The organism is Aliiroseovarius sp. Z3 (assembly GCF_029105185.1).
In the GTDB taxonomy this organism is placed as follows: Bacteria; Pseudomonadota; Alphaproteobacteria; order Rhodobacterales; family Rhodobacteraceae; genus Aliiroseovarius.
Window position 1 is genome coordinate 104,885 of the sequence record NZ_JAFMZK010000006.1, and the last position, 25,568, is coordinate 130,452.

24 protein-coding genes are annotated in these 25,568 nt (G+C 59.1%); 19 read left to right on the top strand and 5 right to left on the bottom strand.

Annotated elements, in window-relative coordinates; all coding sequences use genetic code 11:
• Window positions 1–102: 102 nt before the first annotated feature.
• From J3R80_RS12070 to J3R80_RS12085, 4 genes are all read left to right on the top strand, one after another.
• Window positions 103–471, top strand: a complete 369-nt coding sequence (locus J3R80_RS12070; RefSeq protein ID WP_191286520.1) for a helix-turn-helix transcriptional regulator — start codon at window positions 103–105, stop codon at window positions 469–471.
• Between the two features lie 57 nt (window positions 472–528).
• Window positions 529–1,335, top strand: a complete 807-nt coding sequence (gene hisN, locus J3R80_RS12075; protein WP_275394036.1) for a histidinol-phosphatase — start codon at window positions 529–531, stop codon at window positions 1,333–1,335.
• 122 nt (window positions 1,336–1,457) lie between these two features.
• Entirely contained in the window at window positions 1,458–2,789 is a 1,332-nt protein-coding gene (locus tag J3R80_RS12080) for an 8-oxoguanine deaminase (protein ID WP_275394037.1), read from the top strand.
• A gap of 117 nt (window positions 2,790–2,906) precedes the next feature.
• Window positions 2,907–3,218 carry a 5-aminolevulinate synthase gene (locus tag J3R80_RS12085; protein WP_275394038.1) on the top strand — a complete coding sequence of 104 codons (312 nt, stop codon included), beginning with the start codon at window positions 2,907–2,909 and terminating at the stop codon, window positions 3,216–3,218.
• On the opposite strand, the gene guaD is transcribed toward J3R80_RS12085, so the two are convergent.
• Window positions 3,208–4,494: a guanine deaminase gene (gene guaD, locus J3R80_RS12090; protein WP_275394039.1), complete on the bottom strand. Its 1,287-nt coding sequence runs from the start codon at window positions 4,492–4,494 to the stop codon at window positions 3,208–3,210. The two genes, J3R80_RS12085 and guaD, sit on opposite strands and share 11 nt — an antisense overlap.
• A 128-nt stretch (window positions 4,495–4,622) precedes the next feature.
• Between guaD and mgtE the strand changes: the two genes are divergently transcribed.
• The 4 genes from mgtE to J3R80_RS12110 all read left to right on the top strand — a co-directional run bounded on the left by mgtE (window position 4,623) and on the right by J3R80_RS12110 (window position 9,372).
• On the top strand, window positions 4,623–6,005 hold the full coding sequence (gene mgtE, locus J3R80_RS12095; protein ID WP_275394040.1) for a magnesium transporter: 1,383 nt from the start codon (window positions 4,623–4,625) through the stop codon (window positions 6,003–6,005).
• Window positions 6,002–6,574, top strand: a complete 573-nt coding sequence (locus tag J3R80_RS12100; protein ID WP_275394041.1) for a 5-formyltetrahydrofolate cyclo-ligase — start codon at window positions 6,002–6,004, stop codon at window positions 6,572–6,574. The genes mgtE and J3R80_RS12100 overlap by 4 nt, the downstream gene beginning before the upstream one ends.
• Before the next feature lie 51 nt (window positions 6,575–6,625).
• Complete coding sequence (locus J3R80_RS12105; RefSeq protein ID WP_275394042.1) at window positions 6,626–7,450, top strand: TIGR00282 family metallophosphoesterase; 825 nt, start codon at window positions 6,626–6,628, stop codon at window positions 7,448–7,450.
• A gap of 137 nt (window positions 7,451–7,587) precedes the next feature.
• On the top strand, window positions 7,588–9,372 hold the full coding sequence (locus tag J3R80_RS12110) for an SLC13 family permease (RefSeq protein ID WP_275394043.1): 1,785 nt from the start codon (window positions 7,588–7,590) through the stop codon (window positions 9,370–9,372).
• Window positions 9,373–9,378: 6 nt separating this feature from the next.
• Here the strand turns inward: J3R80_RS12110 and J3R80_RS12115 are convergent, their stop codons facing one another.
• Window positions 9,379–11,160, bottom strand: coding sequence for an SLC13 family permease (locus J3R80_RS12115; RefSeq protein WP_275394158.1), 1,782 nt, complete (start codon window positions 11,158–11,160; stop codon window positions 9,379–9,381).
• Window positions 11,161–11,191: 31 nt separating this feature from the next.
• Window positions 11,192–11,785 (bottom strand): LysE family translocator, encoded by a 594-nt coding sequence (locus J3R80_RS12120; protein WP_275394044.1) that lies wholly within the window; start codon window positions 11,783–11,785, stop codon window positions 11,192–11,194.
• Between the two features lie 72 nt (window positions 11,786–11,857).
• On the opposite strand from J3R80_RS12120, the gene J3R80_RS12125 reads away from it, so the two are divergent.
• The 3 genes from J3R80_RS12125 to J3R80_RS12135 all read left to right on the top strand — a co-directional run bounded on the left by J3R80_RS12125 (window position 11,858) and on the right by J3R80_RS12135 (window position 14,153).
• Window positions 11,858–12,310, top strand: a complete 453-nt coding sequence (locus J3R80_RS12125) for an Lrp/AsnC family transcriptional regulator (RefSeq protein WP_275394045.1) — start codon at window positions 11,858–11,860, stop codon at window positions 12,308–12,310.
• A 101-nt stretch (window positions 12,311–12,411) separates the two neighbouring features.
• Window positions 12,412–13,152: a YebC/PmpR family DNA-binding transcriptional regulator gene (locus J3R80_RS12130; protein WP_275394046.1), complete on the top strand. Its 741-nt coding sequence runs from the start codon at window positions 12,412–12,414 to the stop codon at window positions 13,150–13,152.
• A gap of 92 nt (window positions 13,153–13,244) precedes the next feature.
• Window positions 13,245–14,153, top strand: coding sequence for a DMT family transporter (locus tag J3R80_RS12135; RefSeq protein ID WP_275394047.1), 909 nt, complete (start codon window positions 13,245–13,247; stop codon window positions 14,151–14,153).
• A gap of 43 nt (window positions 14,154–14,196) precedes the next feature.
• On the opposite strand, the gene J3R80_RS12140 is transcribed toward J3R80_RS12135, so the two are convergent.
• Window positions 14,197–15,666 carry an ABC transporter substrate-binding protein gene (locus J3R80_RS12140; protein WP_275394048.1) on the bottom strand — a complete coding sequence of 490 codons (1,470 nt, stop codon included), beginning with the start codon at window positions 15,664–15,666 and terminating at the stop codon, window positions 14,197–14,199.
• 156 nt (window positions 15,667–15,822) lie between these two features.
• On the opposite strand from J3R80_RS12140, the gene panB reads away from it, so the two are divergent.
• On the top strand, window positions 15,823–16,650 hold the full coding sequence (gene panB / locus J3R80_RS12145; protein WP_275394049.1) for a 3-methyl-2-oxobutanoate hydroxymethyltransferase: 828 nt from the start codon (window positions 15,823–15,825) through the stop codon (window positions 16,648–16,650).
• Complete coding sequence (gene panC, locus J3R80_RS12150; protein ID WP_275394050.1) at window positions 16,647–17,483, top strand: pantoate--beta-alanine ligase; 837 nt, start codon at window positions 16,647–16,649, stop codon at window positions 17,481–17,483. The genes panB and panC overlap by 4 nt, the downstream gene beginning before the upstream one ends.
• 158 nt (window positions 17,484–17,641) lie before the next feature.
• Here panC and J3R80_RS12155 read toward each other — a convergent pair whose 3' ends face one another.
• Entirely contained in the window at window positions 17,642–18,922 is a 1,281-nt protein-coding gene (locus J3R80_RS12155; RefSeq protein WP_275394051.1) for an acetylornithine deacetylase/succinyl-diaminopimelate desuccinylase family protein, read from the bottom strand.
• Between the two features lie 202 nt (window positions 18,923–19,124).
• Here J3R80_RS12155 and J3R80_RS12160 point away from each other — a divergent pair, with 202 nt between their 5' ends.
• The 6 genes from J3R80_RS12160 (at window position 19,125) to J3R80_RS12185 (ending at window position 25,566) form a co-directional block, all read left to right on the top strand.
• Window positions 19,125–20,201 carry a hypothetical protein gene (locus tag J3R80_RS12160; protein WP_275394052.1) on the top strand — a complete coding sequence of 359 codons (1,077 nt, stop codon included), beginning with the start codon at window positions 19,125–19,127 and terminating at the stop codon, window positions 20,199–20,201.
• Window positions 20,202–20,273: 72 nt separating this feature from the next.
• Window positions 20,274–20,600 carry a hypothetical protein gene (locus tag J3R80_RS12165; RefSeq protein ID WP_275394053.1) on the top strand — a complete coding sequence of 109 codons (327 nt, stop codon included), beginning with the start codon at window positions 20,274–20,276 and terminating at the stop codon, window positions 20,598–20,600.
• Entirely contained in the window at window positions 20,593–21,762 is a 1,170-nt protein-coding gene (locus J3R80_RS12170; protein ID WP_275394054.1) for a hypothetical protein, read from the top strand. The genes J3R80_RS12165 and J3R80_RS12170 overlap by 8 nt, the downstream gene beginning before the upstream one ends.
• Before the next feature lie 16 nt (window positions 21,763–21,778).
• Window positions 21,779–23,710: an ATP-binding protein gene (locus J3R80_RS12175; protein ID WP_275394055.1), complete on the top strand. Its 1,932-nt coding sequence runs from the start codon at window positions 21,779–21,781 to the stop codon at window positions 23,708–23,710.
• A complete protein-coding gene (locus tag J3R80_RS12180) occupies window positions 23,711–24,208 on the top strand; it encodes a hypothetical protein (RefSeq protein WP_275394056.1) in 498 nt (165 codons plus the stop codon). It abuts the gene before it with no gap.
• Entirely contained in the window at window positions 24,205–25,566 is a 1,362-nt protein-coding gene (locus tag J3R80_RS12185; RefSeq protein WP_275394057.1) for a DUF6638 family protein, read from the top strand. The genes J3R80_RS12180 and J3R80_RS12185 overlap by 4 nt, the downstream gene beginning before the upstream one ends.
• Window positions 25,567–25,568 lie beyond the last annotated feature (2 nt).

A 25,568-nucleotide genomic window follows, 5' to 3' on the forward strand; every position in this document is an offset into this window, starting at 1 on the left:
TTCACTATTTGGACTAAAGCTGACCAAAAAGACAGGTTGAGCGAACGCGCTGTCACGTGATCAGTGGTTGCGTAATTCAATCTAGTAACGAGGAGTGGTTCTATGAAACATCCGGTGGATGTCCATGTTGGAAAACGCGTTCGTCACCGCCGTTGGATGGTGGGAATGACGCAGCAGCAGTTGGCTGAAAAAGTCGGGATCAAGTTCCAGCAGATACAGAAATACGAAACCGGCATGAACCGCGTCTCGGCCTCCCGGCTTTGGGATATTGCGGCCGCCCTTTCGGTACCGGTCAGCTTTTTCTTCGAAGGGTTGGAAAGCAAACCTGACGCGGATACGGAAAATGCGTTGCCAGGTGACATCCTTGCGGACAAAGAAGCGTTGGAGCTTGTGCGCAGCTATTACGCCATCCCTGACAATCAGCGCCGTCGCCTGTTTGAACTGGCGCGTGTCCTGTCGGACGTGGCCTGAGCTTGACGCCAGACCGGTTGCCCTGCTACCGCGCGGTCAACAAACTGCCGGGGTGACATGGTGACCGATCTGACGACAGAGACCCAACAAGACTTGTTGCGCGTTGCAGAGGCATTGGCCGATGCGGCGCGTAAAGCCATTCTGCCCTTCTTCCGCGCCGAAGACCTGGCCGCTGACAACAAGCTCAGCGAAGGGTTTGACCCCGTCACCGAAGGCGATCGAGCGGCAGAACGGGCGATGCGCGAGATATTGGCGGCTCAACGCCCCAAGGATGCCATTCTGGGCGAGGAGTATGGACTGACCGCGGGAGAGAGCGGTTTGACCTGGGTGCTTGACCCGATAGATGGCACCCGTGCCTTTCTGTCGGGCACCCCAACTTGGGGTGTGTTGATTGCCGTCGGTGATGCCAACGGTCCCCAGCTTGGCGTTATTGATCAACCCTATATCGGCGAGCGCTTTGTCGGGGGCTTTGGGGAAGCCCGCGTTGACGGGCCGCGTGGATCGCGACGCTTGCAAACACGAGCGCCGCGCGATTTGTCGGATGCAATCCTGTTCACGACCTTTCCAGAAGTTGGCACGCGCGAGGAAGGCCAAGCCTTCCAACGATTGTCAAAGCAGGTCAAGCTGACGCGGTATGGGTTGGATTGCTATGCCTATGGCTTGGTGGCGTCGGGGCAGATCGACCTTGTGGTCGAGGCGGGGCTGCAAGCCTATGACATTCAGGGTCCGATGGCCGTGATCCAAGCGGCCGGGGGTATCGTCACCAACTGGGAAGGCGGCCCGGTACATCAGGGCGGGCGCGTGGTGGCTGCGGCCAATCCGGAGATACACGCCGCTGCGCTGGAGATATTGTCCCGCGCTTGAAAGGTTGATCGAAAGTATTGTCGAATACCGGCTTTGCGTGGCAAAGTGCCAAAGCGCGCGAGTCCTTTGCCCTTTCTGTCGCCGCCTCTGTTGTCTCACCGAAATGGGTAGGAGGAGACAACATGGATTATTTAATCCGCAATGCACGCACGATTCTGACGATGGATGATGACAGCCGGGAACTGTCGTCCACCGACATCCGCATAGCTGACGGAGTCATCACCGAAATCGGTCCTGATTTGCCATCGACTGGCGAAGTGATCGACGCAAGCCGCGCTGTCGTGACGCCCGGTCTGGTGAACACCCACCATCACCTGTATCAGACCCTTACGCGGGCGGTGCCGGGCGGGCAGGATGCGCTTTTGTTCGGCTGGCTTCAGACGCTTTACCCAATTTGGTCGCGCTTTGGCCCGGACGAGATGCGGGTGTCGGCGATGGTCGGGCTGGCGGAACTGGCCCTGTCCGGTTGCACCATGAGCTCGGACCACCTGTACCTCTATCCAAACGGTGCGCGGCTTGAGGATACGATTGACGGCGCCCGTGAGGTTGGATTGCGGTTTCACCCAACACGCGGCGCGATGTCGATCGGTGAAAGCGATGGCGGTCTGCCGCCAGATATGCTGGTCGAAGATGAACGTGCCATCCTTGAGGACTGCATCCGCGTGATCGACGCGTTCCACGATCCGTCGGATGGCGCGATGCTGCGGGTTGGTGTGGCCCCGTGTTCCCCGTTTTCGGTCAGTCGCGAATTGATGCGGGACGCCGCCGTTTTGGCGCGTGACAAGGGCGTGATGATGCACACCCACTTGGCTGAGAACGACGAGGATATCGCCTATAGCCAAGCGCAGTTCGGTTGCCGCCCCGGTCAATACGCGGAAGATCTGGGATGGGTTGGGGATGATGTCTGGCACGCCCATTGTGTCAAACTGGACAGCACCGAGACCGCCCTGTTCGCCCACACGCGCACCGGGGTTGCGCATTGTCCGTGTTCGAACTGTCGGCTTGGGTCGGGGATCGCGCCGGTGCGTCAGATGCGGGATGCAGGTGTCAAGGTCGGGCTGGGCGTGGACGGATCGGCCTCGAACGATCAGGGCAATCTGATCGACGAGGCACGGCAGGCGATGCTGTTGCAGCGCGTCGCTTTCGGGGCCGACAAGATGAGCGCCCGCGAGGTCTTGCGCATTGCCACCCGTGGCGGGGCCGAGGTTCTGGGGCGGTCTGATTGTGGCCAGATCGCCGTGGGCAAACGGGCAGATATAGCAATCTGGGATGTCTCCGGGCTGGAATCCGCGGGCAGTTGGGATCCTGCGGCGCTGGTTCTGGCCGGGCCGCGGCAGGTGCGCGACCTGTTCGTCGACGGGCGCCAGATCGTGCGCGACGGTCGGATGACGACGATTGATTTGCCGCGCGTGATCGAAGATCAGAACAGGTTGGCGACCCGCCTTGCAGGATGAATGGCCGCCCAGTGTATTTTGCGTTGGGCGCCCTTCTCTGTTATGATCATCGGTATTTTAAACCATAACTCACGCGGATATTGCCGCAGAAAGGATGGGCTCACCATGCTTTCCGTAATGAGTGACAAGACATTTCTAGCACTGGCTGCGGCCCTTGGTTACGGGGTCGCGACCGTTTTGATAAAACACGTTTCTTATGGCTTTGCGCTGCTGCCTCTGGTGCTGCTGGTCACGGTTTTGGCGGGCACAGTCGTATCTGAGGTGCTGTTGCTTAGGCAGGTCGAGCTTGGCCTTGCCTATGTCGCGATCATCGCCACCGAATCCCTGCTGGTGCTGGGTTATTCCTTCGCTATTGGCGAAGGTCTGTCTCGGCAGGAATTGGCCGGGGCTGTGTTCGTTCTGTTCGGGGTCGCGCTGGTCAGCTTTTAAGGCATGCGCCATTCGCCCAGACGGCTTTGATCGCGCGGTCATCCCCCATCATGATGGTGGGGAAGATGGCTTGCCAAATGTCCTCGGCGCGCGCGGCGCGCTGGGCGATGGCCTGTGTCGAAGCAAGGTCGATCACGGCAAGGTCGGCCTCGGTTCCCGCCTCCAGTGTGCCGATCCTGTCGTCCATGCGCAGGGCGCGGGCCGATCCCTCGGTCGCGAGCCACCAGAGTTGAGCGGGATGCAGCGGGTGGCCGCGCAGTTGCGCCACCTCATAGGCAGCGGCCATCGTGCGCAGCATCGAAAACGACGACCCGCCACCCGTGTCCGTTGCCAGCCCGATGCGGTGCCCCTGATCCATCAGGCCCGCCATGTCGAACAGGCCGGAGCCGATGAACATGTTCGAGGTCGGGCAGTGGATCAGGCTTGCCTCGACCTCGCGAATGCGATCACGTTCGCGGTCGGTCAGGTGAATGGCGTGACCAAGAAGCGCGCCGGACCCGAGCAGGCCGAAGCGTTCATAGACATCCAGATAATCTCTGGCCTCGGGGAACAGGTCGGCGACCCATGCGATTTCCTCGTGCTGTTCGCTGATATGTGTCTGCATCAGCACTTCGGGATGTTCCGCCCATAACGCCCCGAGCGCGGCCAGCTGGTCGGGCGTCGATGTGGGGGCGAACCGGGGCGTGATGACATAGGACAAGCGATCCTGCCCGTGCCACCGCTCCAACAGCATTTTGCTGTCATCATAGGCGCTTTGCACCGTGTCTTGCAGCGTGTCCGGCGCATTGCGATCCATGCAGGTCTTGCCTCCCAGCACCCGCAGCCCGCGCTTTGCGGCGGCCGTGAAATAGGCATCCACGCTTTCGGGATGGATGGTGCAATAACTAACGGTGGTTGTCGTGCCAGATGCGGTGACCAGATCGAAATAGGTTTCGGCAATCTCGGCGGCGTGGGCGGGATCGCCGAACCGGCTTTCTTCGGGGAAGGTATAGCTGTTCAGCCAGTCGATCAGACGCTTGCCCCACGATGCGATGATGGCCGTTTGCGGATAGTGAGCATGGGTATCGACGAAACCCGGCGTGATAAGCGCGTCGCCGTATTCTGTAACCTCGGCCTGCGGGTATTTCTGTCGCAGATCATCTGCTGGTCCGACATCCGCGATCTTATCGCCATTGATGGCCACTGCACCGCGACGTTCATATATCGTGCTTTCGGGCAATGGGGTCTTGAACGGGTCGGCAGTGAAGCGGACGGTCTGTCCCAGAAGAAGCTGCATGTCGTGCCTTTCGTAAACGCCACCGGGCAGGCTAGGGTCTGAAATTTAACGTGGCAATGGGTTTCTTGCGGTTCCATTGCGCCCGGCCATGTCCTATGTTCGCGCTGACCAAAGCGGAGGGCCTCGTGATGCTGGACGATCAACATAGCGACGATGTGCTCGAAGAAGGGGACTATGAGCTGGACAAGGAAGTGTTCCAGCCGGTTCTGGCAGCGCTGGAAGCCGAGGATTCAGAGGCGCTGATCCGGGCGCTGGAACCTGTCCACGCCGCCGATATCGCTGATATCCTTGAACAGTTGGGGCATGACCAACGTGTCGCGCTTGTCCGACTTTATGGTGGTGAGCTTGACGGTGAAATCCTGTCCGAACTGGACGAGGGGCTGCGCGAAGAAATCGTCGGGGCGATGTCCCCGAAGGCTTTGGCCGAGGCGGTCCGCGAGCTGGAAACAGATGATGTTGTTGACCTGATCGAAGACCTTGATGAACCGCAAACGGCGGCGGTTCTGGGTGCTCTGGATGATGACGACCGGGCGGTGGTCGAGCAATCCCTGTCGTATCCCGAGGAATCTGCAGGCCGCCTGATGCAGCGCGAGCTGGTGTTCGTGCCAGAGCATTGGGATGTCGGGCAAACCATTGACTTTCTGCGTAATCAGGACGACCTGCCCGAGCAATTCTATCACGTCATCCTTGTCGATCCCCGGATGCGTCCGACGGGCTATGTGACGCTGGGCCGCCTGATGGGCAGCGCGCGCAAGGTCAAGATGGCCGATATTGTCGAAGACAGCTTTCGCACAATCCCGGTCATGCAGGACGAAGGCGAGGTCGCTTATGCTTTCAACCAGTATCACCTGATCTCGGCTCCGGTTGTCGATGCGGATGACCGTTTGGTCGGGGTGATCACCATTGATGACGCGATGGTCATTCTGGATGAAGAACACGAAGAGGATATCATGCGTCTGGCCGGGGTGGGTGAAAGCAGCCTTTCGGACCGCGTGATTGACACCACCAAGCGCCGGTTTCCGTGGCTGGCGGTGAACCTTGTGACCGCCATTTTGGCGTCCTTGGTGATCGCGCAATTCGAAGATGTGATCGCACAATTCGTGGCACTGGCCGTCTTGATGCCCATCGTGGCCTCGATGGGAGGCAATGCTGGCACGCAGTCGCTGACGGTGGCCGTGCGTTCGCTGGCGACGAAAGACCTGACATCAGCCAACGTGTGGCGTGTGATCCGGCGCGAAGCCATGGTGGGGCTGATCAACGGGTTGATCTTCGCCGTCGTCATGGGGGTCGTGGGTGTGGCGTGGTTCGGCACGCCCTTGCTGGGCGTCGTGATCGCGGTCGCGATGGTCGTGAATTTGGTGGTGGCCGGTCTGGCCGGGGTTATCATTCCGGTTGTGCTGGAACGCCTCGACATCGACCCCGCGCTGGCATCTGGTGCGTTTGTGACCACGGTTACGGATGTTGTGGGCTTCTTTGCGTTCCTTGGACTTGCTGCGGTGATGTTGCTTTGAAGATAGATCAAGACGACCTGAAAAAGACGAAGGCCGAGGCGCGCAAGGCGGCCTTTGCCCGCCGGAAAGACGTGCATAGCGAGGCGCGGTCCGCAGCGGGTGTCGCGCATCTTTTGTCCGTGGTCACTGATCACAAGGGCAGGGCACTCTCCGGCTATATGCCGATCCGCACGGAAATCACGCCAGTGCCTGTAATGGCGGCGATGGCGGCGCATGTGCCGGTTTGCGTGCCGGTCATTGGCAAATTGGGCGAGCCGCTGCGCTTTGCGCTCTGGACGCCGGATTGCGAGATGACCGAGGGCGCTTTTGGCGCGCTGATCCCGGCGACACGGCAGTTCATCGAACCCGAGGTTCTGATTGTCCCCTTGCTGGCTTTTGATCGTAAGGGCGGGCGTCTGGGGTATGGTGGCGGGTTTTATGACCGCACGCTTGAAGGGCTTCGGGCCAAACGGCCAACGCTTGCCATCGGCTATGCCTACAGCGCGCAGGAGGTCGACGCCGTGCCGCTGGAACCCACCGATCAGCGGTTGGACGCGATCGTCACCGATGAAGGTGTTCATTGGGTGTGATCTCAACGCTTTAACTTGCCCTTTCACGTGATCCCCCCTAGGGCTTGGGGCATGAAGATACTTTTTCTTGGCGACATCATGGGGCGCGCGGGCCGACGCGCCGTGACCGAACGGCTGAAGGGTCTGCGCGAGGCGTGGAAACTGGATTTCGTGGTGGTGAACAGCGAAAACGCAACCGGTGGGGCGGGACTGACCGCAGCGCATGCGCGCACCATATTGGACGCGGGTGCCGATGTGATCACGCTGGGCGACCATGCGTTTGATCAGCGCGAGATGCTGACATTCTGCGAGCAGGAATCGCGGATTATCCGCCCCCTGAACTATGCCAAGGATGCGCCGGGAACCGGGGCGCGAGTGTTTTCCGATGCACGAGGGCGTAAGATTCTGGTCACGCAGGCGTTGGGCCAGGTCTTCATGAAACGTCCCTTTGACGACCCGTTTTCGGCGGTCGATGCAGTGTTGAAGCGTCATCCCCTTGGGGGCGCGGTTCAGGCCACGCTGGTCGATATCCATTGCGAAGCGACATCCGAGAAGATGGGAATGGGTCATTGGTGCGACGGGCGCGCCAGCATTGTGGTCGGCACGCACACGCATGTGCCAACGGGTGATGCGCAGATTTTGCCAAAGGGCACGGCGTTCCAATCCGATGCCGGGATGTGCGGCGACTATGACAGTGTGATCGGAATGCAGAAAGAAGAACCGATGCGCCGCTTCATCACGGGCATGTCGAAGAGCCGCTTCACCCCCGCAACGGGCGAAGCCACTTTGTCGGGCCTGTATGTTGAAACGGATGACCGCACCGGCAAGGCCACGCGCGTTCAGATGATCCGCGAAGGTGGGCGGCTGGCGCAATCGACCCCATTGGATATCGGCTGAGCTGGCCTTTCGGTCGCCCATTCGTCGAAATCGGGTTTGCCGTTGATCCCATGTCCTGCAGCGACGGTGAAAACCGCGCTTGCTCAGCGGGTGCGCTCCGGGCAAGACTGCGTTGACGAACCGAACAGGGTTAACTGATGGGTCTATTTGATTTTGGCGATATGACGTTGGCCGTGCTTTCGCTGCTGGTCGTGGCGGGCATGTTCGTGATGTTCTTGCGTGAAACCTTTCCGACCGAGGTTGTGGCCATTGGCGGCGTCGCCATCATGCTGATCCTTGGCATTCTGGATTACGATCAGGGTCTGCAAGTATTGTCGAACCCTGCGCCGTGGACCATCGCCGGCATGTTTATCGTGATGGGCGCGCTGGTGCGGACGGGTGCGCTTCACTGGTTTACGCAGATTGCCGAACGCCGGGCGGAAAAAAGCCCGGTGATCGCCCTGTCCGCCCTGATGGGGTTCGTGGTGATCGCCTCGGCTTTCGTGTCCAACACGCCTGTCGTCGTGGTGATGATCCCGGTCTTTGTGCAGCTTGCCAAGAAAATCGGAACATCGGCGTCGAAACTTCTGATCCCGCTGAGCTATGGAGCCATTCTGGGTGGCACACTGACCCTGATCGGGACATCGACGAACCTGTTGGTCGACGGTGTGGCGCGCGCCAACGGTCTGAAGGCCTTCACGATATTCGAGGTCACGCCGCTGGGCATCGCGCTGGTCGCTTGGGGCATGATTTATATCTACTTTATTGCTCCAAAGATCCTTCCGGATCGCGACAGCATGGCGTCGCTTCTGTCGGACCGGTCTCGCAAGAAGTTCTTTACCGAAGCGGTGGTCCCGCCGGAAAGCAACCTGATCGGGCGCGAGGTGAACGGCGTGCAATTGTTCAAACGCGATGGTGTGCGGCTGGTGGACGTGGTGCGCGGCGATGCCTCGCTCCGGCGCAATTTGGATGGGGTCACGTTGCAAGTCGGTGACCGGGTGGTTTTGCGCACCGCCATGACTGAATTGTTGAGCCTGCAACGGGACAAGAGCCTGAAACGTGTGGATCAGGTGTCTGCGGTTGAAACAACGACCGTCGAGGTTCTGATCACCCCTGATTGCGGTATGGTGGGAAAGCAGTTGGGCCGGATGCGTCTGCGCCGCCGCTATGGTGTCTATCCGCTTGCGGTGCATCGCAAGAACCAGAATATTGGCCGCCAGCTTGATGATCTTGTCGTGCGGGTGGGCGACACGCTGCTGCTGGAAGGTGCCCCCGAGGATATTCATCGGCTGGCGCAGGATATGAACCTTCTCGATGTCTCAAAGCCATCGGCGCGCGAGTATCGGCGTGGTCACGCCCCGATTGCCGTCGGGGCATTGGTGGGTCTGGTCGTGCTGGCTGGACTTGGCTTGGCGCCAATCTTTTATCTGACCGTGCTGGCGGTGGCCGTGGTGCTTCTAACACGCTGTATCGACGCGGACGAGGCATTCGGGGCAGTCGACGGCCGGTTGCTGGTTCTGATTTTCTCGATGTTAGCGATTGGTGCCGGATTGGAAAACTCGGGTGCAGTCAGCTTGATCGCGGAAAATGTGGCACCGCTTCTGGGCAATTTGCATCCGTTCCTGATCGTCTGGGCGATCTATCTGCTGACTTCGGTCCTGACCGAACTTGTGTCGAACAATGCGGTCGCCGTGGTCGTCACGCCAATTGCTATTGGGCTGGCCAATGCGTTGGGGTTGGATCCGCGGCCCTTGGTCGTGGCTGTAATGGTGGCGGCATCAGCCAGCTTTGCCACCCCAATCGGATACCAGACCAATACGCTGGTCTATGGTCCGGGTGGCTATAAATTCTCGGACTTCCTGAAAGTCGGTATTCCGTTGAACCTGACGGTGGGGCTTCTGGCGTCGGCTTTGATCCCGTTTATCTGGCCGCTCCAGCCTTAGCGTATTTCACAAGGGCCAGAACACCAGAATGGCGGGGATCGAAACCGCGACGACCAACGCCTCCAGCGGCAAGCCCATACGCCAATAGTCGCCAAAGCGATAGCCGCCGGGGCCAAGGATCAGCGTGTTATTCTTGTGACCGATCGGGGTCAGGAACGCGCAGCTTGCCGCCACCGCGACCGCCATCAGGAACGGATCGGGGCTCTTGCCAAGCGCCTGTGCCATCTGGATGCCCACCGGGGCGGCAACGATGGTTGTGGCGGTGTTGTTCAGCACATCCGACAGGGTCATCGTAACGATCATCAGAACCGTCAGCACAGCCCAGGCCGGCATTCCTTGGGTGATCCCGACCAGAGCATTCGCGATCAGTTCGGTGCCGCCCGATGTTTCCAGCGCCGCCCCAAGCGGGATCATCGACCCAAGCAGCACGACCACCGGCCATTCGATGTGTGAATAAAGTTCGGACAAGGGGACGATCTTGGTAAGTGTGTACCCCACCACCACAAGGCCCAGTGCGACGGGCAGATAGACAAGACCAAAGCTGGCTGCCGCCACGGCGCCGCCGAATAACCCGATGGCCAGCCAGACCTTTTCGTCCTGCGTGACTTTGAGCCCGCGTTCCGCAAGGGGCAGGCCCCCCAACCATTCCGTGACATCGCTTTCCGACCCCTGTGGGACCAGCAACAAAAGGATGTCACCGGCGCGCACCTCTGTCTTGCGAACCTGTTTGGTGATCCGCTTGCCTTGGCGTGATATTCCCAACAGCACCGAGCGTTGTCGCCAGTTCAGCCCGATGGACTGGGCGGTCTTGCCCACGATACGGGCGTTGACAGGCACGACAACCTCGATCTTGGACAATCCGTCGCCATCGGCGCGCAGCTTTTCTTCGCGGTCGGCATCCGTGAATGTCAGGCTAAGGGCGGCACGAAACTCATCCAGCGCCTCGGGTCGGGCTTCCAGCACCAAGGCGTCGCCCGCCTCGAGTTTCGTGGCCCGTTGGGTGCCGTATCGGCGCTTGTTCCCACGCACAAGGCCAATGATTGCGACATCGTTCTTCTCGGCCACCTCATCCAGGTCTTTCAGGCGTTTGCCAATGTGCTTGGAGCCTTCCGGCACGGTCAGCTCCGCAACGTAGAGGCCAAAATTCTCCATTGGATTTGAGCCGTTTTCGGTAGTTTGCGCCTGTGGGATCAGTCGCCAACCGATCAGGGCGACAAAGATCAGACCTGCGATGGCGGTAACTGCGCCGACCGGGGCGAAGTCGAACATGTGAAAGGGTTCACCCAAGGCTTCCCCGCGGATCGAGGCGATGATGATGTTGGGTGGCGTTCCGATCAGCGTCACCATGCCCCCAAGGATGGTGGCGAAGGACAGGGGCATCAGGCTCAACCCCGCAGGGCGGCCAGCTTTGCGCGCAGTCTGCACATCCACGGGCATCAGCAGTGCCAATGCGGCCACGTTGTTCATAAACGCCGACAGAACACCCCCGATCGCGCCCATCAGCGCAATATGCGCCCCGAGAGAGCGTGAGGCATCGACCATTGTGCGCGTGATCAGGAACACCGCGCCTGATCGCACCAGCCCGGCCGACACCACCAGCACCAGCGCCACGATCAGCGTGGCTGGATGACCAAAGCCCGAGAACGCGTCCTTGGTCGGAACAACGCCCAGAACGACACCGACCATAAGGGCGGCAAACGCCACGAGGTCATAGCGGTATCGCCCCCAAAGCAGCAGGCCGAAAACCGCACCGAAAAGCGAGAAGAGAATAATCTGATCTGTTGTCATACCCAAGGCTTACCGCCTGTGAATACGAACGTCACCCGTAGATTACGGGGAAAAGCGTGGCGACTAACAACAGGGCCATGGTCAGGTTGAACGACCGCAGACGTGCCGGATTGGTCAGGATGGCCCGTATTTTCTGCCCAAGAATGGTCCATGCCGAGACCGAGGGCAGGTTCACGATGCCGAAAATCGTGGCGACCAGCATCACAGCCGCCATATCGCGCGAGGGTGCGTAAACGCTGATCGCGGTCAGCGCCATGGCCCACGCCTTGGGATTGACCCACTGGAAAGCGGCGGCTTGCAGGAAGCTCATCGGATGGCCGCCTGCTTTGCCGGTGCCGGGTTCAGACGCATTGGCGATCTTCCATGCCAACCAAAGCAGATACACAACACTGCCCGCTTTCAGGATGGTATAGCTGACGGGATAACGGTCAAACAGTGTCATCAACCCCGCGCCGACCAGCACGATCATGAAGGTAAATCCGATACCGATCCCCAGCATATGCGGGATGGAGCGTCGGAATCCGAAATTCGCCCCGGACGCCATCAGCATCAGGTTGTTTGGTCCCGGCGTGATCGACGACACGAATGCAAAGGCCACAAAGGCTGAAAGAAGCTCTATAGACATACATGCAATTATCAGAGAAATTTCTGGAGAATGGTTGCATTATCGTATGAATACCCGCAATATCTGCAACTAATGTCGAAGATAGATCAGATAAATCAAAAAATATTGCGTGAGCTGTCTCGGGACGGGCGCTTGCCCAATACCGAATTGGCCGATCGTGTCGGGCTTTCCCCCTCGGCTTGCCTGCGCCGCGTGCAAGAGCTTGAACGCCGGGGCGTGATCAAGGGCTATCGCGCCGTGCTGGACCCGGTCGCGCTGGGCAATGGGTTTGTCGCTTATGTCACGGTGGGGCTGTCTGATCACACCAAAGCCGCGCAGGAAGGGTTTGAACGTTCTGTCGCGCTCTATGACGAGGTTCGTGAATGCCACAACATTACCGGAACGGTCGAATATCTGTTGCGTGTCGAGGCGGAAGACCTGATCGCCTATAAACGATTTCACACGGACAAGTTAGGGACCCTGCCGCAGGTCCATCAGATCGTCACGCATGTGGTCATGGGGTCGCCAAAGGACGAGCGCGCGTGACAGCGGTCGCAGGTAAAGACAACCGGGTCTTGCAGCCCCCCCAACCCCTGCTGTATTGAACCGCGCAACACATCCATACCTGAATTAATTCGGAGGTCGCCATGGCTGGCCACTCAAAATGGGCAAACATTCAGCACCGCAAGGGGCGCCAGGACGCTGCCCGCTCGAAGCTGTTTTCGAAGCTCGCGAAAGAAATCACCGTGGCTGCCAAGATGGGCGACCCGGACCCGGACAAGAACCCGCGTCTGCGCATGGCGGTTAAAGAAGGCAAAAGCCAATCCTTGCCAAAGGACGTGATCGACCGCGCGATCAAGAAAGCCATTGGCGGCGATGCCGAGAACTATGACGAAATCCGTTATGAAGGCTATGGCCCGAACGGTGTTGCGGTGATTGTCGAAACCATGACCGATAACAGGAACCGCACCGCGTCGACCGTGCGCTCGACCTTCTCGAAGAACGGCGGCAATCTTGGTGAAACCGGTTCGGTCGGGTTCATGTTCGACCGCAAGGGCGAGGTTATCTATACGCTTGATGCAGGCGATGCCGACACCGTGATGGAAGCTGCCATCGAAGCGGGCGCCGAGGATTGCGAAACAACCGAGGACGGGCACCGCATCACCTGCGCTGACACCGACCTGAACGAGGTATCGAATGCGTTGGAAGCCGCGCTGGGCGAAAGCGAATCGACCAAGCTGATCTGGCAACCCAACATGACCACCGAGCTGGATCTGGACGGGATGCAGAAGCTGATGAAGCTGGTGGACGCGTTGGAGGATGACGACGACGTGCAACGTGTCACCACCAATTTCGAAGCCACGGACGAGGTTCTGGCCCAACTCTGACACCGTCCGAAATGGGTGAGGCAACGACCCCGGCGCGGATCACCGCGTCGGGGTCTCTTGTCTTTCGGACCAAACTCGGGTCAGGTCGCGGAATGACCACGCTGACCCCAACATCGCAAAGACCCATGCACGGCATCCTGTGGATGCTGGCGGCGGGGTTTTTCTTTGTGCTGCTGAATGGGTTGGTGAAATATGTCGGTCAGACGTTGCCGTCATCGCAAGCCGCATTCTTGCGATACCTGTTTGGGCTGATCTTCGTGCTGCCCGCGCTTGGGCAGTTGAAGCGGGCGCGGTTCTCAAAGACGATGTGGCGTCTGTTTGCCCTGCGCGGCGTGGTGCACACAGGCGCGGTGTTGTGCTGGTTCTATGCCATGACCCAGATCACAGTGGCCGAGGTGGTGGCGATGAACTACCTCAATCCGATCTATGTGATGCTGGGTGCCGCACTGTTTCTGGGCGAAGGTTTTTCGACCCGCCGGTTGATCGCTGTCGTTTTTGCCTTTGTGGGAGTGCTGATCATCCTGCGTCCCGGCGTGCGCGAACTGGGCGCGGGCCACTTGGCCATGGTTTTCACGGCGATATTTCTGGGCATGTCCTACCTGATTGCAAAACGCTTGTCGCAAGAGGCATCCGCGGCCGTCGTGGTTGCCATCATGTCGATCACGGTGACGATCGGGCTGGCCCCGGCGGCTTGGCTGGTCTGGGTGCCGCCCAGCCTTACGGATTTGGGGTGGTCGGTGCTGATTGCTTTTTGTGCGACCGCCGGACATTACGCCATGTCGCGCGCGTTTGCCGAAGCGCCAGTGTCAGTGACGCAACCCGTGACGTTTCTGCAAATTATCTGGGCGACAGCGATGGGGGCATGGTTGTTTGCCGAACCGCTGGATGTCTGGGTGGTGGCTGGCGCGGGTGTGATCATTTCGGCCGTCACCTATATCACGTGGCGCGAGGCGCTGTTGAACCGTCGCGTGACACCGAACCCCAACGCAGCGAAGTCCTGAGAAAGGGCACCGGATATGGCGCCCCTTCGGTGGTGTCCGGATTTTAGTCCGACCAGCTGACCCCCGTCAGGTCATTGGCCTGCGTCGGGGCGTTTTCCCAAAGCCCGTTTATCTTCGCGTTGGCAACGCCGGTTTTGGCCAGTTGGAACAGATACCCGTTCACATAGTCATCCGCGATGATCTGTTGCGCTTGTTTGTTCAGCTCTGACCGCATGGCGGGGTCGGATGTCACTGACAGCTTCTCGATCAGCGCCTGGAAGTCCGCGTTGTCATATTGGAAGTAGTAGTCGGGCCGCGCATAGATGTTAATGTCAGCAGGTTCGGTATGGCTGACGATGGTCAGATCGAAATCCTTCCCCTTGAACACCTGTTCAATCCATTGCGCCCATTCAAGGTTGGAAATCTCGGTGTTGATCCCGACGGCGCGTAACTGTGCGGCAATGATCTCGCCCCCGCGCCGTGCATAGGATGGGGGTGGCAGCATCAGACGAAGGGTCAAATCCGTGACACCGGCTTCCGCCAGAAGCGTCTTGGACATCTCGGGGTCATAGGCCGAGTTGCCGGTCAGGTCGACATAGTCTGGATTGTGTGGCGCAAAATGACTGCCGATGGGGGTGCCGTAGCCAAACATCGCACCGTCAATAATATCTTGCCGATTGATCGCATGGGCGATGGCCTTGCGCACTCGCATATCCGAAAGAGGGCCGGACTTGTTGTTCATCGACAGGATCGTCTCTCCTTCGGTCGAGCCGACGATGACGTTGAAGCGGGGATCAGCCTCGAACTGTGCCAGCGTTTCGGTGGCCGGGAAGTTGGGGAAGGCATCCACATCCTCGGCCATCATCGCAGCGAACGCAGCGTTGGGGTCCGAGATGAACTTGAACGTGGCTTCTGCCAATGCAGGCGCCGCGCCCCAATAGGCATCGTTGCGCTTGATCGTCACGTGATCGCCCTTGGCCCATTCGACAAAGCTGAACGGGCCGGTGCCCACTGGGGCGGTGGCTGCGCTGTCGATACTTTCGGGGGCAACGATTACCGCGTCCCCCCAGGCCATGTTAAATGGGAAATTGCCGTTGGGGGTGGACAGTTTCACCTCGACCGTCAGCGGGTCGGATGCGGTCACAGCTTCGATATCTGCAAACAACGCTTTTTGGGCGTTGGTTGACTCTTCCGCACGTGCGCGATCCAAGGAAAAGACAACATCATCGGCGTCCATCGTGGTGCCGTCGTGAAAGGTCACACCGTCCCGCAATTTGAACGTATAGGTCAGGCCGTCATCACTGACCGACCATTCGCTGGCAAGGCCGGGTTGGACCGATCCATCGGGTCCAAACCGGGTCAGGCCTTCGAAGATATTGGCATAAACCACCTCGTCAATCGCAGCGGCCGCCCCGGCAGTCGGATCAAGGTTCGGCGGTTCAAGCACCATGCCAATCGAAATCGTATCGCTGCCAGCCAGTGCGGACGTGGTCATCAGCGCCCATACGGCAGCAGTAAGTTTTAGGTTGGTCATGGTTGCTCCTCCTTGGTCCAAGACACGGGATCGGCATCATGAAACGCGGGAAATCAATTCGACGCAAGGGAAGAGAGACGTAGCGGTAACACCCCTTTGATTTTCTGCGATGCAGCATTATAGTGCCTTTGCGGAGAGGATCAGGGGAGGACTACCATGAGCGCTTCTGCAAAGATAACCGTGCCGACGCCATCGGACATTCGCGCCCGCAAGGGCGGCACACCCTTGGTCTGCCTGACGGCATACGCCACGCCGACCGCGCAGATGATGGATGCCCATTGCGACATCGTTCTGGTCGGCGACAGCGTGGGCATGGTCGTGCACGGGCTTTCCGACACACTTGGCGTCACGATGGAAATGATGGAACTGCACGGTGCCGCCGTAAAACGCGGGCTTACGCAGGCCATGATGGTCGTGGATATGCCGTTCGGATCCTACGAAGAAAGCCCCGAACAGGCCTTCCGCAACGCCGCGCGCTTGATGCGCGCCACGGGGGCCGCTGCGGTCAAGCTGGAAGGTGGCGTGACGATGGAGGAAACGATCCGGTTTCTGACAAGCCGCTCCATTCCGGTGATGGCACATGTCGGGTTAACGCCGCAGGCAATCAATACGCTTGGCGGCTATAAAGTGCAGGGGCGCGGTGAAGATCGTGGCCGCGTGCTTGCCGATGCCAAAGCCGTGGAAAGGGCTGGCGCGTTCTCGGTCGTGTTGGAAAAAGTGCCTGAAAGCCTGTCGGACGAGATCACAACGGCGCTTTCCATCCCCACCATTGGCATTGGGGCATCAGTTGGGTGTGACGGTCAGATCCTTGTGGTGGATGACATGCTGGGCCTGTTCACCGCGTTCAAACCAAAATTTGCCAAACGCTATGCAACGCTTGGGGATGATGGCGAGAAAGCCATCGCTCAATACGCCAGCGAGGTGCGGAACCGTCAGTTCCCGGCTCCCGAACATGTGTTCGCCGATGAGGTCAAAAATAAATGAAAATCATCCGAAGCAAGGACGATCTGCGCACCCTGCGCCGCAGCTGGATTTTCAAAGGCGAGCGCGTTGCGGTCGTGCCGACGATGGGCGCGCTTCACGCGGGTCATCTGTCGTTGGTCGAAGTGGCCAAGAAGAACGCGGATCGGGTTATTGTCACTATCTTTGTGAACCCGAAACAATTCAACAATCCAGCCGATCTGGACAAATATCCGCGCGCCGAAGAAGACGATGCCGCAAAACTGAAACCTTTTGGCGTTGACGCACTTTACGTTCCGACACCGGATCAAATCTATCCCGATGGGTTTGCCACCAACGTGCACGTGTCGCGCCTGACCGAAGATCTGGAAGGCGCGCATCGTCCCGGTCACTTCGACGGTGTGGCGACGGTCGTGGCAAAGCTGTTTCTGCAAACGCGCGCCGACGTGGCCTGTTTCGGGGAAAAAGACTATCAGCAGATGCTTCTGGTGCGCCGCCTGTCCGAAGACCTCGATATCGAAACCGAGGTTTTGGGATGCCCTACCATCCGTGAAGACGACGGGTTGGCAATGTCTTCGCGCAATGTACGCCTGTCGCAGAAAGATCGCGCTATCGCTCCGGCGCTGAAATCCGAACTGGACCGCGCCGCCACCGCCATCCGTCGGGGCGCAGACATCCGCGTCGCGCTGAACAGCGCCAAGGCGCAGATCGAAAATTCAGGGTTCGACAAGGTCGAGTATCTGGACCTGCGGGACGCCACCGACTTGTCGCCGGTGTCGTCATTGGATCGCCCAGCGCGCCTGTTGGTCGCGGCGGTGCTGGGGGATGTGCGGTTGATCGACAATATCCCGGTCTAGGAAAAGGGGCGTTGCCCCTTCGCGTGAAATCCTGACGGGTTTCACGCTACCCCAGGATATTTCGGGCCAGAAGAAGCCCGGGAAAGGCGTGCTGTTTCTTCTGGCTGCAAATATCCCCGCCGGAGGCATGAAATCTGCCGCGCGACGCGCGGCCTGCCTTACTCGATTAGTTCTTTCAGCACCAACGCCATCACGCCCGCACTGTCGATCATGTCCTGCACGCCCACCCATTCATCTGGCTGATGGGCGAGATCAAGGATCCCAGGACCGTAGGCGATGCAGTTCTTCAGCTTGCCGATCCGGTCGATGTGCTTCTGGTCATAGGTGCCCGGGCTGACTACATAGGACGGCTGTGCGCCCAGCACCTTCTCGATCGCCGCTGCAGTCGAGATCACAACCGGCGCGTCTTTGTCGGTCATCGTCGGGATGACCTCGTGCATGTCGCGGATTTCGTATTCGAAATTGGGGCGCTCGGCGCGGATGGCGTCCAGCATCCGGCTGACTTCGGCCTTCACCTCGGTGATGTCCTCTTCCATCAGGAAACGCCGGTCGATCACGATGCGGCAGCGGTCGGCCACGCAGGGGGCGGGCAGACCGGTGAAGTCGAGGTCTTGCTCTGGCTCGCCCCCGTGGATCGAGTTGATGTTCAGCGTGGACTGCTTCGCGCCCTCGGGCACAACGGGCATATCCGTGCGTTTGGTGGCGAGAAGCGGGAACAGGTGGCGCTCCATTTCTTCCAACACGGCGCCCATATGACGAATGGCACTGTCGCCAAGGAACGGCATGGACCCGTGGGCAATCCGCCCCTTGGTCTCGATTTCAGCCCACCAAACCCCGCGATGGCCCAGACAGATGCGGTCTTTGTTCAGAGGCTCGGGGATGATCACGTGCTGCACGCGGTCCGGGTTGAAGTATCCCTTTTCGGCCAGATAGGCGACGCCGCCATAGCCTCCGGATTCTTCGTCCGCCGTGGCGCTAATTTCCACCGCGCCTTTGTGGTCGGGATAGAGCGCCACGAACGCCTCCGCTGCGATGATCGAGGCGGCAAGCCCGCCCTTCATATCACAGGCCCCGCGTCCATAGATTTTGCCATCCTCCAACGCACCGCCGAACGGATCCTTGGTCCAGCCATGACCCACTTCAACCACGTCGTGGTGGCTATTGAAATGCACACAGTCCCCCGGAGCGGCCCCTTCGTGACGGCAAATCACGTTCCAGCGCGGATAGTCTGTGCTGTCGCCCGGCGTACCCTCGGCCCGGATCAGCTCGACTTTCCATCCCTGAGCGCCCATGCGTTCGGCGATATAAGTGCAGATCGTGCGATATTCGCGCCCTGGCGGGTTCAGGGTCGGTATGCGGATCAGCTCTTGTGTCAACGTGATCAGATCGTCACGGCGGCGCGCGATTTCGGTCAGAAGCGGGTCGATTTTGTCGGTCATGCCAAGACCCTAGGCGCCCTGCGCACGTATCTCAATGGTGGATGTCTGCCTCGTCGATTTTCGCGAAAAACGAGAGCAAAAACGCTGTTGTGGGTCTTTAAATCGCGGTAAGCTCAACCTAAATGCTAATGTAACAATGATTAACATCTTTCGTACAGGCAGTAAGACCTGATCGAAGAATTGGTGGATAGAAGGAGGGCACATGTCCAGTTTTGATAAGCAGATTCGTGAAAGCCAGGCGCAGGTGGAAGAGGCGCAGGCGAAAATTTCCGAACTGACCACACGGATCGAAACCGCGCGTGCGAAAGCCGCCAGCGGGGAAGATATCTCGATCGATATCGAAAACGCGACTCTGGACGATGTGCATGCCCACACCGAAGCGATGAACGCCAACATTGCTGAACTTATCATGGGGCTGGATGATGTGACGTCGGGGTTCTCGTCGGATTTCGATCAGATGCGGTCAAAAACCGGCTGGGAAACCTTCGTTGGGATTTTCTCGAAGGGTAAATCTGAAAGCATGCGGCAGGAGCGGATGCGCACGGCGTCGATCGACGACAAGTTGCAAGAGCTGATCGCGCAGTCGGATTCGATTGTGAACCTTCTGGAAGGTCAACTGGCGATGCTGAACGAGCAGAAGGAAAAGGTCGGCGAGAACCTGACCGCCACGCTGGATGAACGTGAGATGACGGTGGGCGAGCTGGAAGCCCTGCGCGCCGAAATCCTTGGCATGGACCCCAAGATCATCGAGCTTGAGAACAAGATTGCCAACGAACAGGACGCCGCCAAGCGCACGCAGTTGGAGACCCAACTGGCCGATCTGAACAGCCAATACAACGAGATGGTGCAGGAAGAGCAAGTGAAGCTTGCCAAGTCGCAGACGCTCGAGCGCTATATCGAGAAGGGCAAAACCTGGGTCGACAGCTTGCAGAACCAAGCCGCGACGCAGATGGTGCTGATCAACAAGCTGCAGACAGACACCAAGCAGCGCGTGGTGCTGTATGATGCGCTGACCAAGTCGCTCAAGACCGCGCAGCAGCAGGACGTTGCCCACCGCATCAACGAGATCGGCGTCGAGACCGACAAGGAAGCCCAAGCTGCGATGGCCGCGATTGGGACGGCGACGAACCAGCGCATGGCCGACATGATGGAAGCCCACGAAGACCAGATGGTCTTTGCCCGTGACGTGCTGGAGCAAAAGGCCAAAGCCGACGAACGCTTCGCTCGCCGCTTCGCCGAGATCGTCGAGAAGCACGACAAGAACCTGTATGGGCAATAACGTCCTATGAGGAGCAGTTTGTGGGCATTATCAGCGTGGGTGGGTGTATCCCTGCTTTCGTTGATTGTGCTCATGGCATTTGATTGGGTTACAAGTGCAGAAATCGACTGGACGTTGGTTGAAACACTTTTCTTGATAGTTGTTGCCATTCCGGTTGTGTGTGTGCTTGCGTTTTGGGTGATGTTCACAATCCTAGCGCCCCTGATGGCTTGGGGCACTTGGCATTACTTCAGCTTCATCGCTGCGGTATTTCCAATCCTGCTCCTTCGCCGTCTTAGAGACTTCGTTCATCGAGAGTTGCTTGCAGATACGATCTGGATGGTTTCAGGGCGAAACGGTATGGCAGCGAAGGTTCGGCAGAGGTTGCTAGATTCAGATGCAAGGATGATCCGTGACTAACGACATCAAAACCTCCGAACGCACATCCGCGGGTTTCGCCCCGCGCGACCATGCCGAGTTGACGGACACACAGATCACGCGGCGCTATTTCTCGAAATTCGAGAAGATCACCGCGCATCTGGCCCGTGTGGCCGGACAGATGGAGGTCGAGGGCAATCTGACACGGGACGAGGTCGATGTGCTGGCCCGATACGTGATCAAGCTGGGCCTTAGCTTCAAGGCGCTGGCGAACAAGTACCATATGTCCGAAACGGCCTATGGGCTGGGCGGCAAGACGCTGACCTTTGATCGTCGCGACAGCGGGTTTCCGATCCATGCGGAGCTGCTCCAGATGGCATCCGACGCCGCGCAGGCGGACACGCATCTGAAGGGTATGGCCTCCGCCCGCGATCTGAAAAGCCAGATGGTAAGCCAGATTGTCGGCGATCTGAGCGTGCCGAAGAAGCTGCAATACGCTCTGTCGCAGCGGCTCTATTACGAGGAACTCCAGCGCGGCGACTTGTTCTGGCCGCAGATGCACCCGGATGTGATCTGGCGCATGAACAAGGGCGAAGGTCGCGACACGCGCCGCGTTTATCTGGCCCATTGGGCCGTTTACGACAGCGAGGTGAACCTGCCCACAATCTATCTGATGGAGCTTGAAGACACAGGCCGTACAGCCCTGCCCAAGGATGAACGCCGTTGGCCGCAGATGCAGTCACATCTGATGGCGCAGTCGATGGCGGGGTTACAACTGGTGACCATCGCCACCGGGTTCGACAAGGATTTCGATGAACTGCATCCGAAACGTCTGCGCCGCTTCCATGTCGGCCCGATGTACAGCCACACGTTCACGCGCCAAACCGGCCCGCTGCGCGAGGTGTTGGAGCAGGCGAAAAGCCCGCCCGGCGAAGACTGGGCGCTGGCCTGGACGGTGGAAGAGTTGAAAAGCGCGTCCGTGAAGGAAGAGAAATCCGGCTGGTTCGGCAAGGTAGAACGTCAGGTCTTTGCGCTCGATCCGTTTGCCGGGGCGGGATCGGGGATCGGCGCGACCAGCATGGAACGCGCCATCATCATGCCCGAACGTCCGTTTCAGGTGCTTGCCGAAAAGAACCCCGCCGGGTTCCACGACGTACGAAAATTTGTGGTCAGCCCGGGTGGCCGGGTGCTGTCCTACCGTTGATATTTAGGAGTATTCGATGTCTCACCCCGCTGATCTGATGGAGCTTCGCGAAGAGGAAATCCGCGCGCATTACGCGGCTGCGGCAGGCCATCTGGATGGGTTTGATCACACGCCCCGGATCGCCAAACCCAAGGAAGCCCCTAAGGCGGAACGCAGCCCCGGTATCGGGCGGGCGCGGCGGTTCCGGTCGACCACGCCGGGGCTGGTGACACGCTCCACCGCGCGGCCCGAAGGGGTGCATTTGGTCGAGCGGATCGAAAGCTCGGACGGGGATGATCCGCTTGTTTCGCCAATGCAGGCCACGGTCCTGCACACCCTGCGCCGCGCCATCGCGATAGCGCTGGCCGTGGGCGAGGGGTTTGCCGAGCAGACTGAACTCGCCGCCCTCCGTCGCGCAAACCTTGAGGGGCGCTTGGGGGCAGACAAATCCGCTGCGTTTTCCGAACTCTTGACCGCCGAGGCGCTGATCGTCCTTTACGTCTTCGGCAACGCGACATCCTATCTGCTGGCCGGTCACGCCAGTGAAACCTCGATCGAGGTCGGCGCGGTGGAAGAAATCCTGACCGACAACGCCCCGCTTGCCCTGAACGGAGCGCTGTGGGAACTGGATCAGGAACTGGCCACCTTCGTCACGTCCGAAGACAAGCTCGTCCCGACCGTTCTGGCCTTTGTTGAACAGTTGATGGAGAAAGTCGCGCTTCGCGCCCAGACCGCCAGCCACCTTGGCCCGTTCACCTCGGCCAATTACCGGGTCGAAGCTGACGACCTGACCATCTCGGGCTTCACGCCCTCCCGCGCCCATCGCGGCTCGAAGCTGACGATGACCTTCAAGAAACCGAACGAGGTCGTGGGCAACCACATCGCCAAATATCAGGCAATGAAGCTCAGCAAAATGCTGATGGCCTATGACTTCGACCGCAAGCTGAACCCGTTTGCCGAGCTTGGCGGCTTCATCTTCACCTTCATGGGCGACGGCAAGCCGGGCACCGGGAAGACCACGTTGATCCAGATGATGGCCGGGCTGATCAATGACTATTGCGCGGTGGCGGGCTATCCGTTCCGCTATCAGAACTTCGGCATCGACAATATCGACAGCTATCAGGGCAAGTCGGGGCAGAATGCGAAGGCCTTCATCAACAATGTGCTCGACCCCAACGTGATCGGCTTTGGCACCGTGGATGACATCGACCAGATCGCGGGCAAGCGGGGGGATCGCCAGTCGTCAGCGGGCCAGCAAGAGGTCACGGCGGTCCTGATGGAAAGCTTCGCGGGCGCCAACACCGTGGTGCGCGGCAACTGCACCTTCGGCATGTTCTCGAACTATCCCGAGAATGTGGACGATGCGCTCCGCCAACGCGCCGGCGCGCGCTTCTTGGTGGACGGTCCGCAAACCCGCGAGGATTATATCGACATCCTGCATCTGCTCATGGGCAAGAACCACGACATCCCGCTTGGGAACCACGACCTGTACGGCGCGCAGGAAATTAAATCCGCCGTCGCACGCAGTTTCGAGGCGCATAACAAGCCGCAAGAAACCGGCCTGATGAACGTCTTTGACAAGGTCTATGACCAGATCGGGGAACTGGACGACATTGCCAAAATCGGCACCTATCTGAAAGGCATTCAAGAAGCCGACGAACGCTTCACAGGCCGCTCGATCAAGAACATCACCGACGCGGTAAAAGTCCGCGCGATGGATTTTGAACTGCCCGACGAATGGATGGAAAAACCCGAGCTGTTCTTGGTCAAAGACTATGACACCAAGAAAGACATGATCGCCGAGCTGCGCGTCCCCATCACCACCGACATGGTGATCCAAGAGGTCAACCGCTACGCCGATTCCGAGTTCCGCTATGCCGACAAATCCGACGAGGTCGCGATTGAAGCGATGGTCCGCGACTTTACCCGTCAGGAAGAGGCGAAGAAGCGGTATTTGGAGGGGAAGTGAGTGGGGGGCTTCGAATTTTTAGATAGCTGGAACACTTGGATATCAAGTCACATAGAGCTTTTGACTATCATTGGAGCCCCCTTGGTGACATTAATTGTGACTACTTTGGTGAGCCGCTCATCTGAACGTCGAGCCACTAAAGACAGGCAAGAGGCCCGTGATTTACAACGCGCTATGAAGATAGCTGAATTTCGAAGAGAATGGATCGAAGCACTTAGAACAGAGTTTATTGAGGTGCTAGCGCATTTGGAAGACAAACCGCGCGACGATGTTAAGCAAACAGATGGTTTCAAGCGATCTGTTAATAGAATTGCCCTCTTAGTAAACCATAGTGACGCAGATGCCTTGGACATAGTCACAGAACTCAGAATAGTGGTTGCTGCATTGAGGGATGGAGAAGCTGTCAATACTGGCGAGCTAATCGCGAAAATGAGAGCATTTCTGAAGAAGGAGTGGGAAAAGCTGAAGGATGAAATCAAATTGACGTCGGCAATATGAAACGCCTCATCCAACGCGGCCTTATGTTTGGCAATCTGATCCGGGTCGACAGCCCGGCGCTGATCGAGCGGTATAACCGCGCGCTGCACTCGCTTGCGGGCAAGCGCACGGGGCTTTCCGAATTCCACATCGACATCTCCGGCTTCTCGCCCGAGATCGGGGAGGAGTTCAAAGACCCGCTCTACCTTAACCCCAATGGCTGCAACCGGCAGTTCATCATTCTGACGGTGGACCAGAAGAAGGCGCCGCTGCTGAATGCTATGTTCTCGACCTCGCGCGGGATCCTGCGGCAGTTCATTGCGGATAACGAGGCGAAGCTGTTTGCGTTGACCGCCCATGACGCGGTGGCGGGGGAGCTGATGAACTCGGTCTATGACATCTCGGATCCGTCGCGTCTGTTCGACATCCGCAAGATCGTGATCGAGGCCGACACGACCCAAAGCCACGTGAAAAACGCGCGCGTGCTGGCCGAGAAAATCGACTATTTCCAGACTGCGCCGAACGCCTGGTATGACGATGATCTGATCGCCGAAATGATCGACCTGGCTCGCGAAACCGGGGACGTGACCAAGGTTCCGGTCGATCTGGGCGTGCAGGAATACGAACAGGGCAATTTCTGGACGGCGCATTTTGGTGGGCTGTATATCTTCCGCGATGTGGAAAACCCCGCCATGATCGTGTCGGGCGACAAGACACGGCTGGCCATGCCGCCGCCCGGCAAGGTGCTGGACACGAGTGAGGCGAACCGGCTGGCGGGCTTCCTGATCCGCAACGATCTGGTCGAACCCGTGGTGCGGGAACGGGGCGACGCCAGCGCCGCGATCCTGCGCCAGAAGATGGAGTTCATTCTGGTCGATGCCGCCACCAGCGCGGGGCTTGATCTGGGCGATATGTCCTCGCGCACCCTGCGGCATGTGGCGCAGCGCATGGGATCGCATCTGCCAGATGCGTTTCGCGGTCTGGCCGCGATGGTGCGCTGGGCCGAAGCGGGTGGGCAATGGCCGCGGATCGACAGCCGCCATCCGTCCTATTTCTATACCCTGCGCGCGCGGCCCGATCACCCCGACCGCGACCTGATCAACCGGCTGCTGTCCGAGCTGGCACCGATGGATTTCCGGCAATTGTTCATCTGCCACAAGGAGCTTTTCTATGCTGCATATGCCACATGGCCTGATGAAAAGCGTGAGTTTGTGGCAGAATTCCTGCATCGTGATTATATGGCAAACAAGGCCGGAGCGCGGGAGGCGCTGTTTGGAGGGCGGAAAGAGCCGTTGAAAGTGCCGCGAACCGCCCGCACACGGACGCGTGACGAGATCATCGAGATCGTTGGTCCGTGGGGCGCAGTTAAGAGGAGGTAACG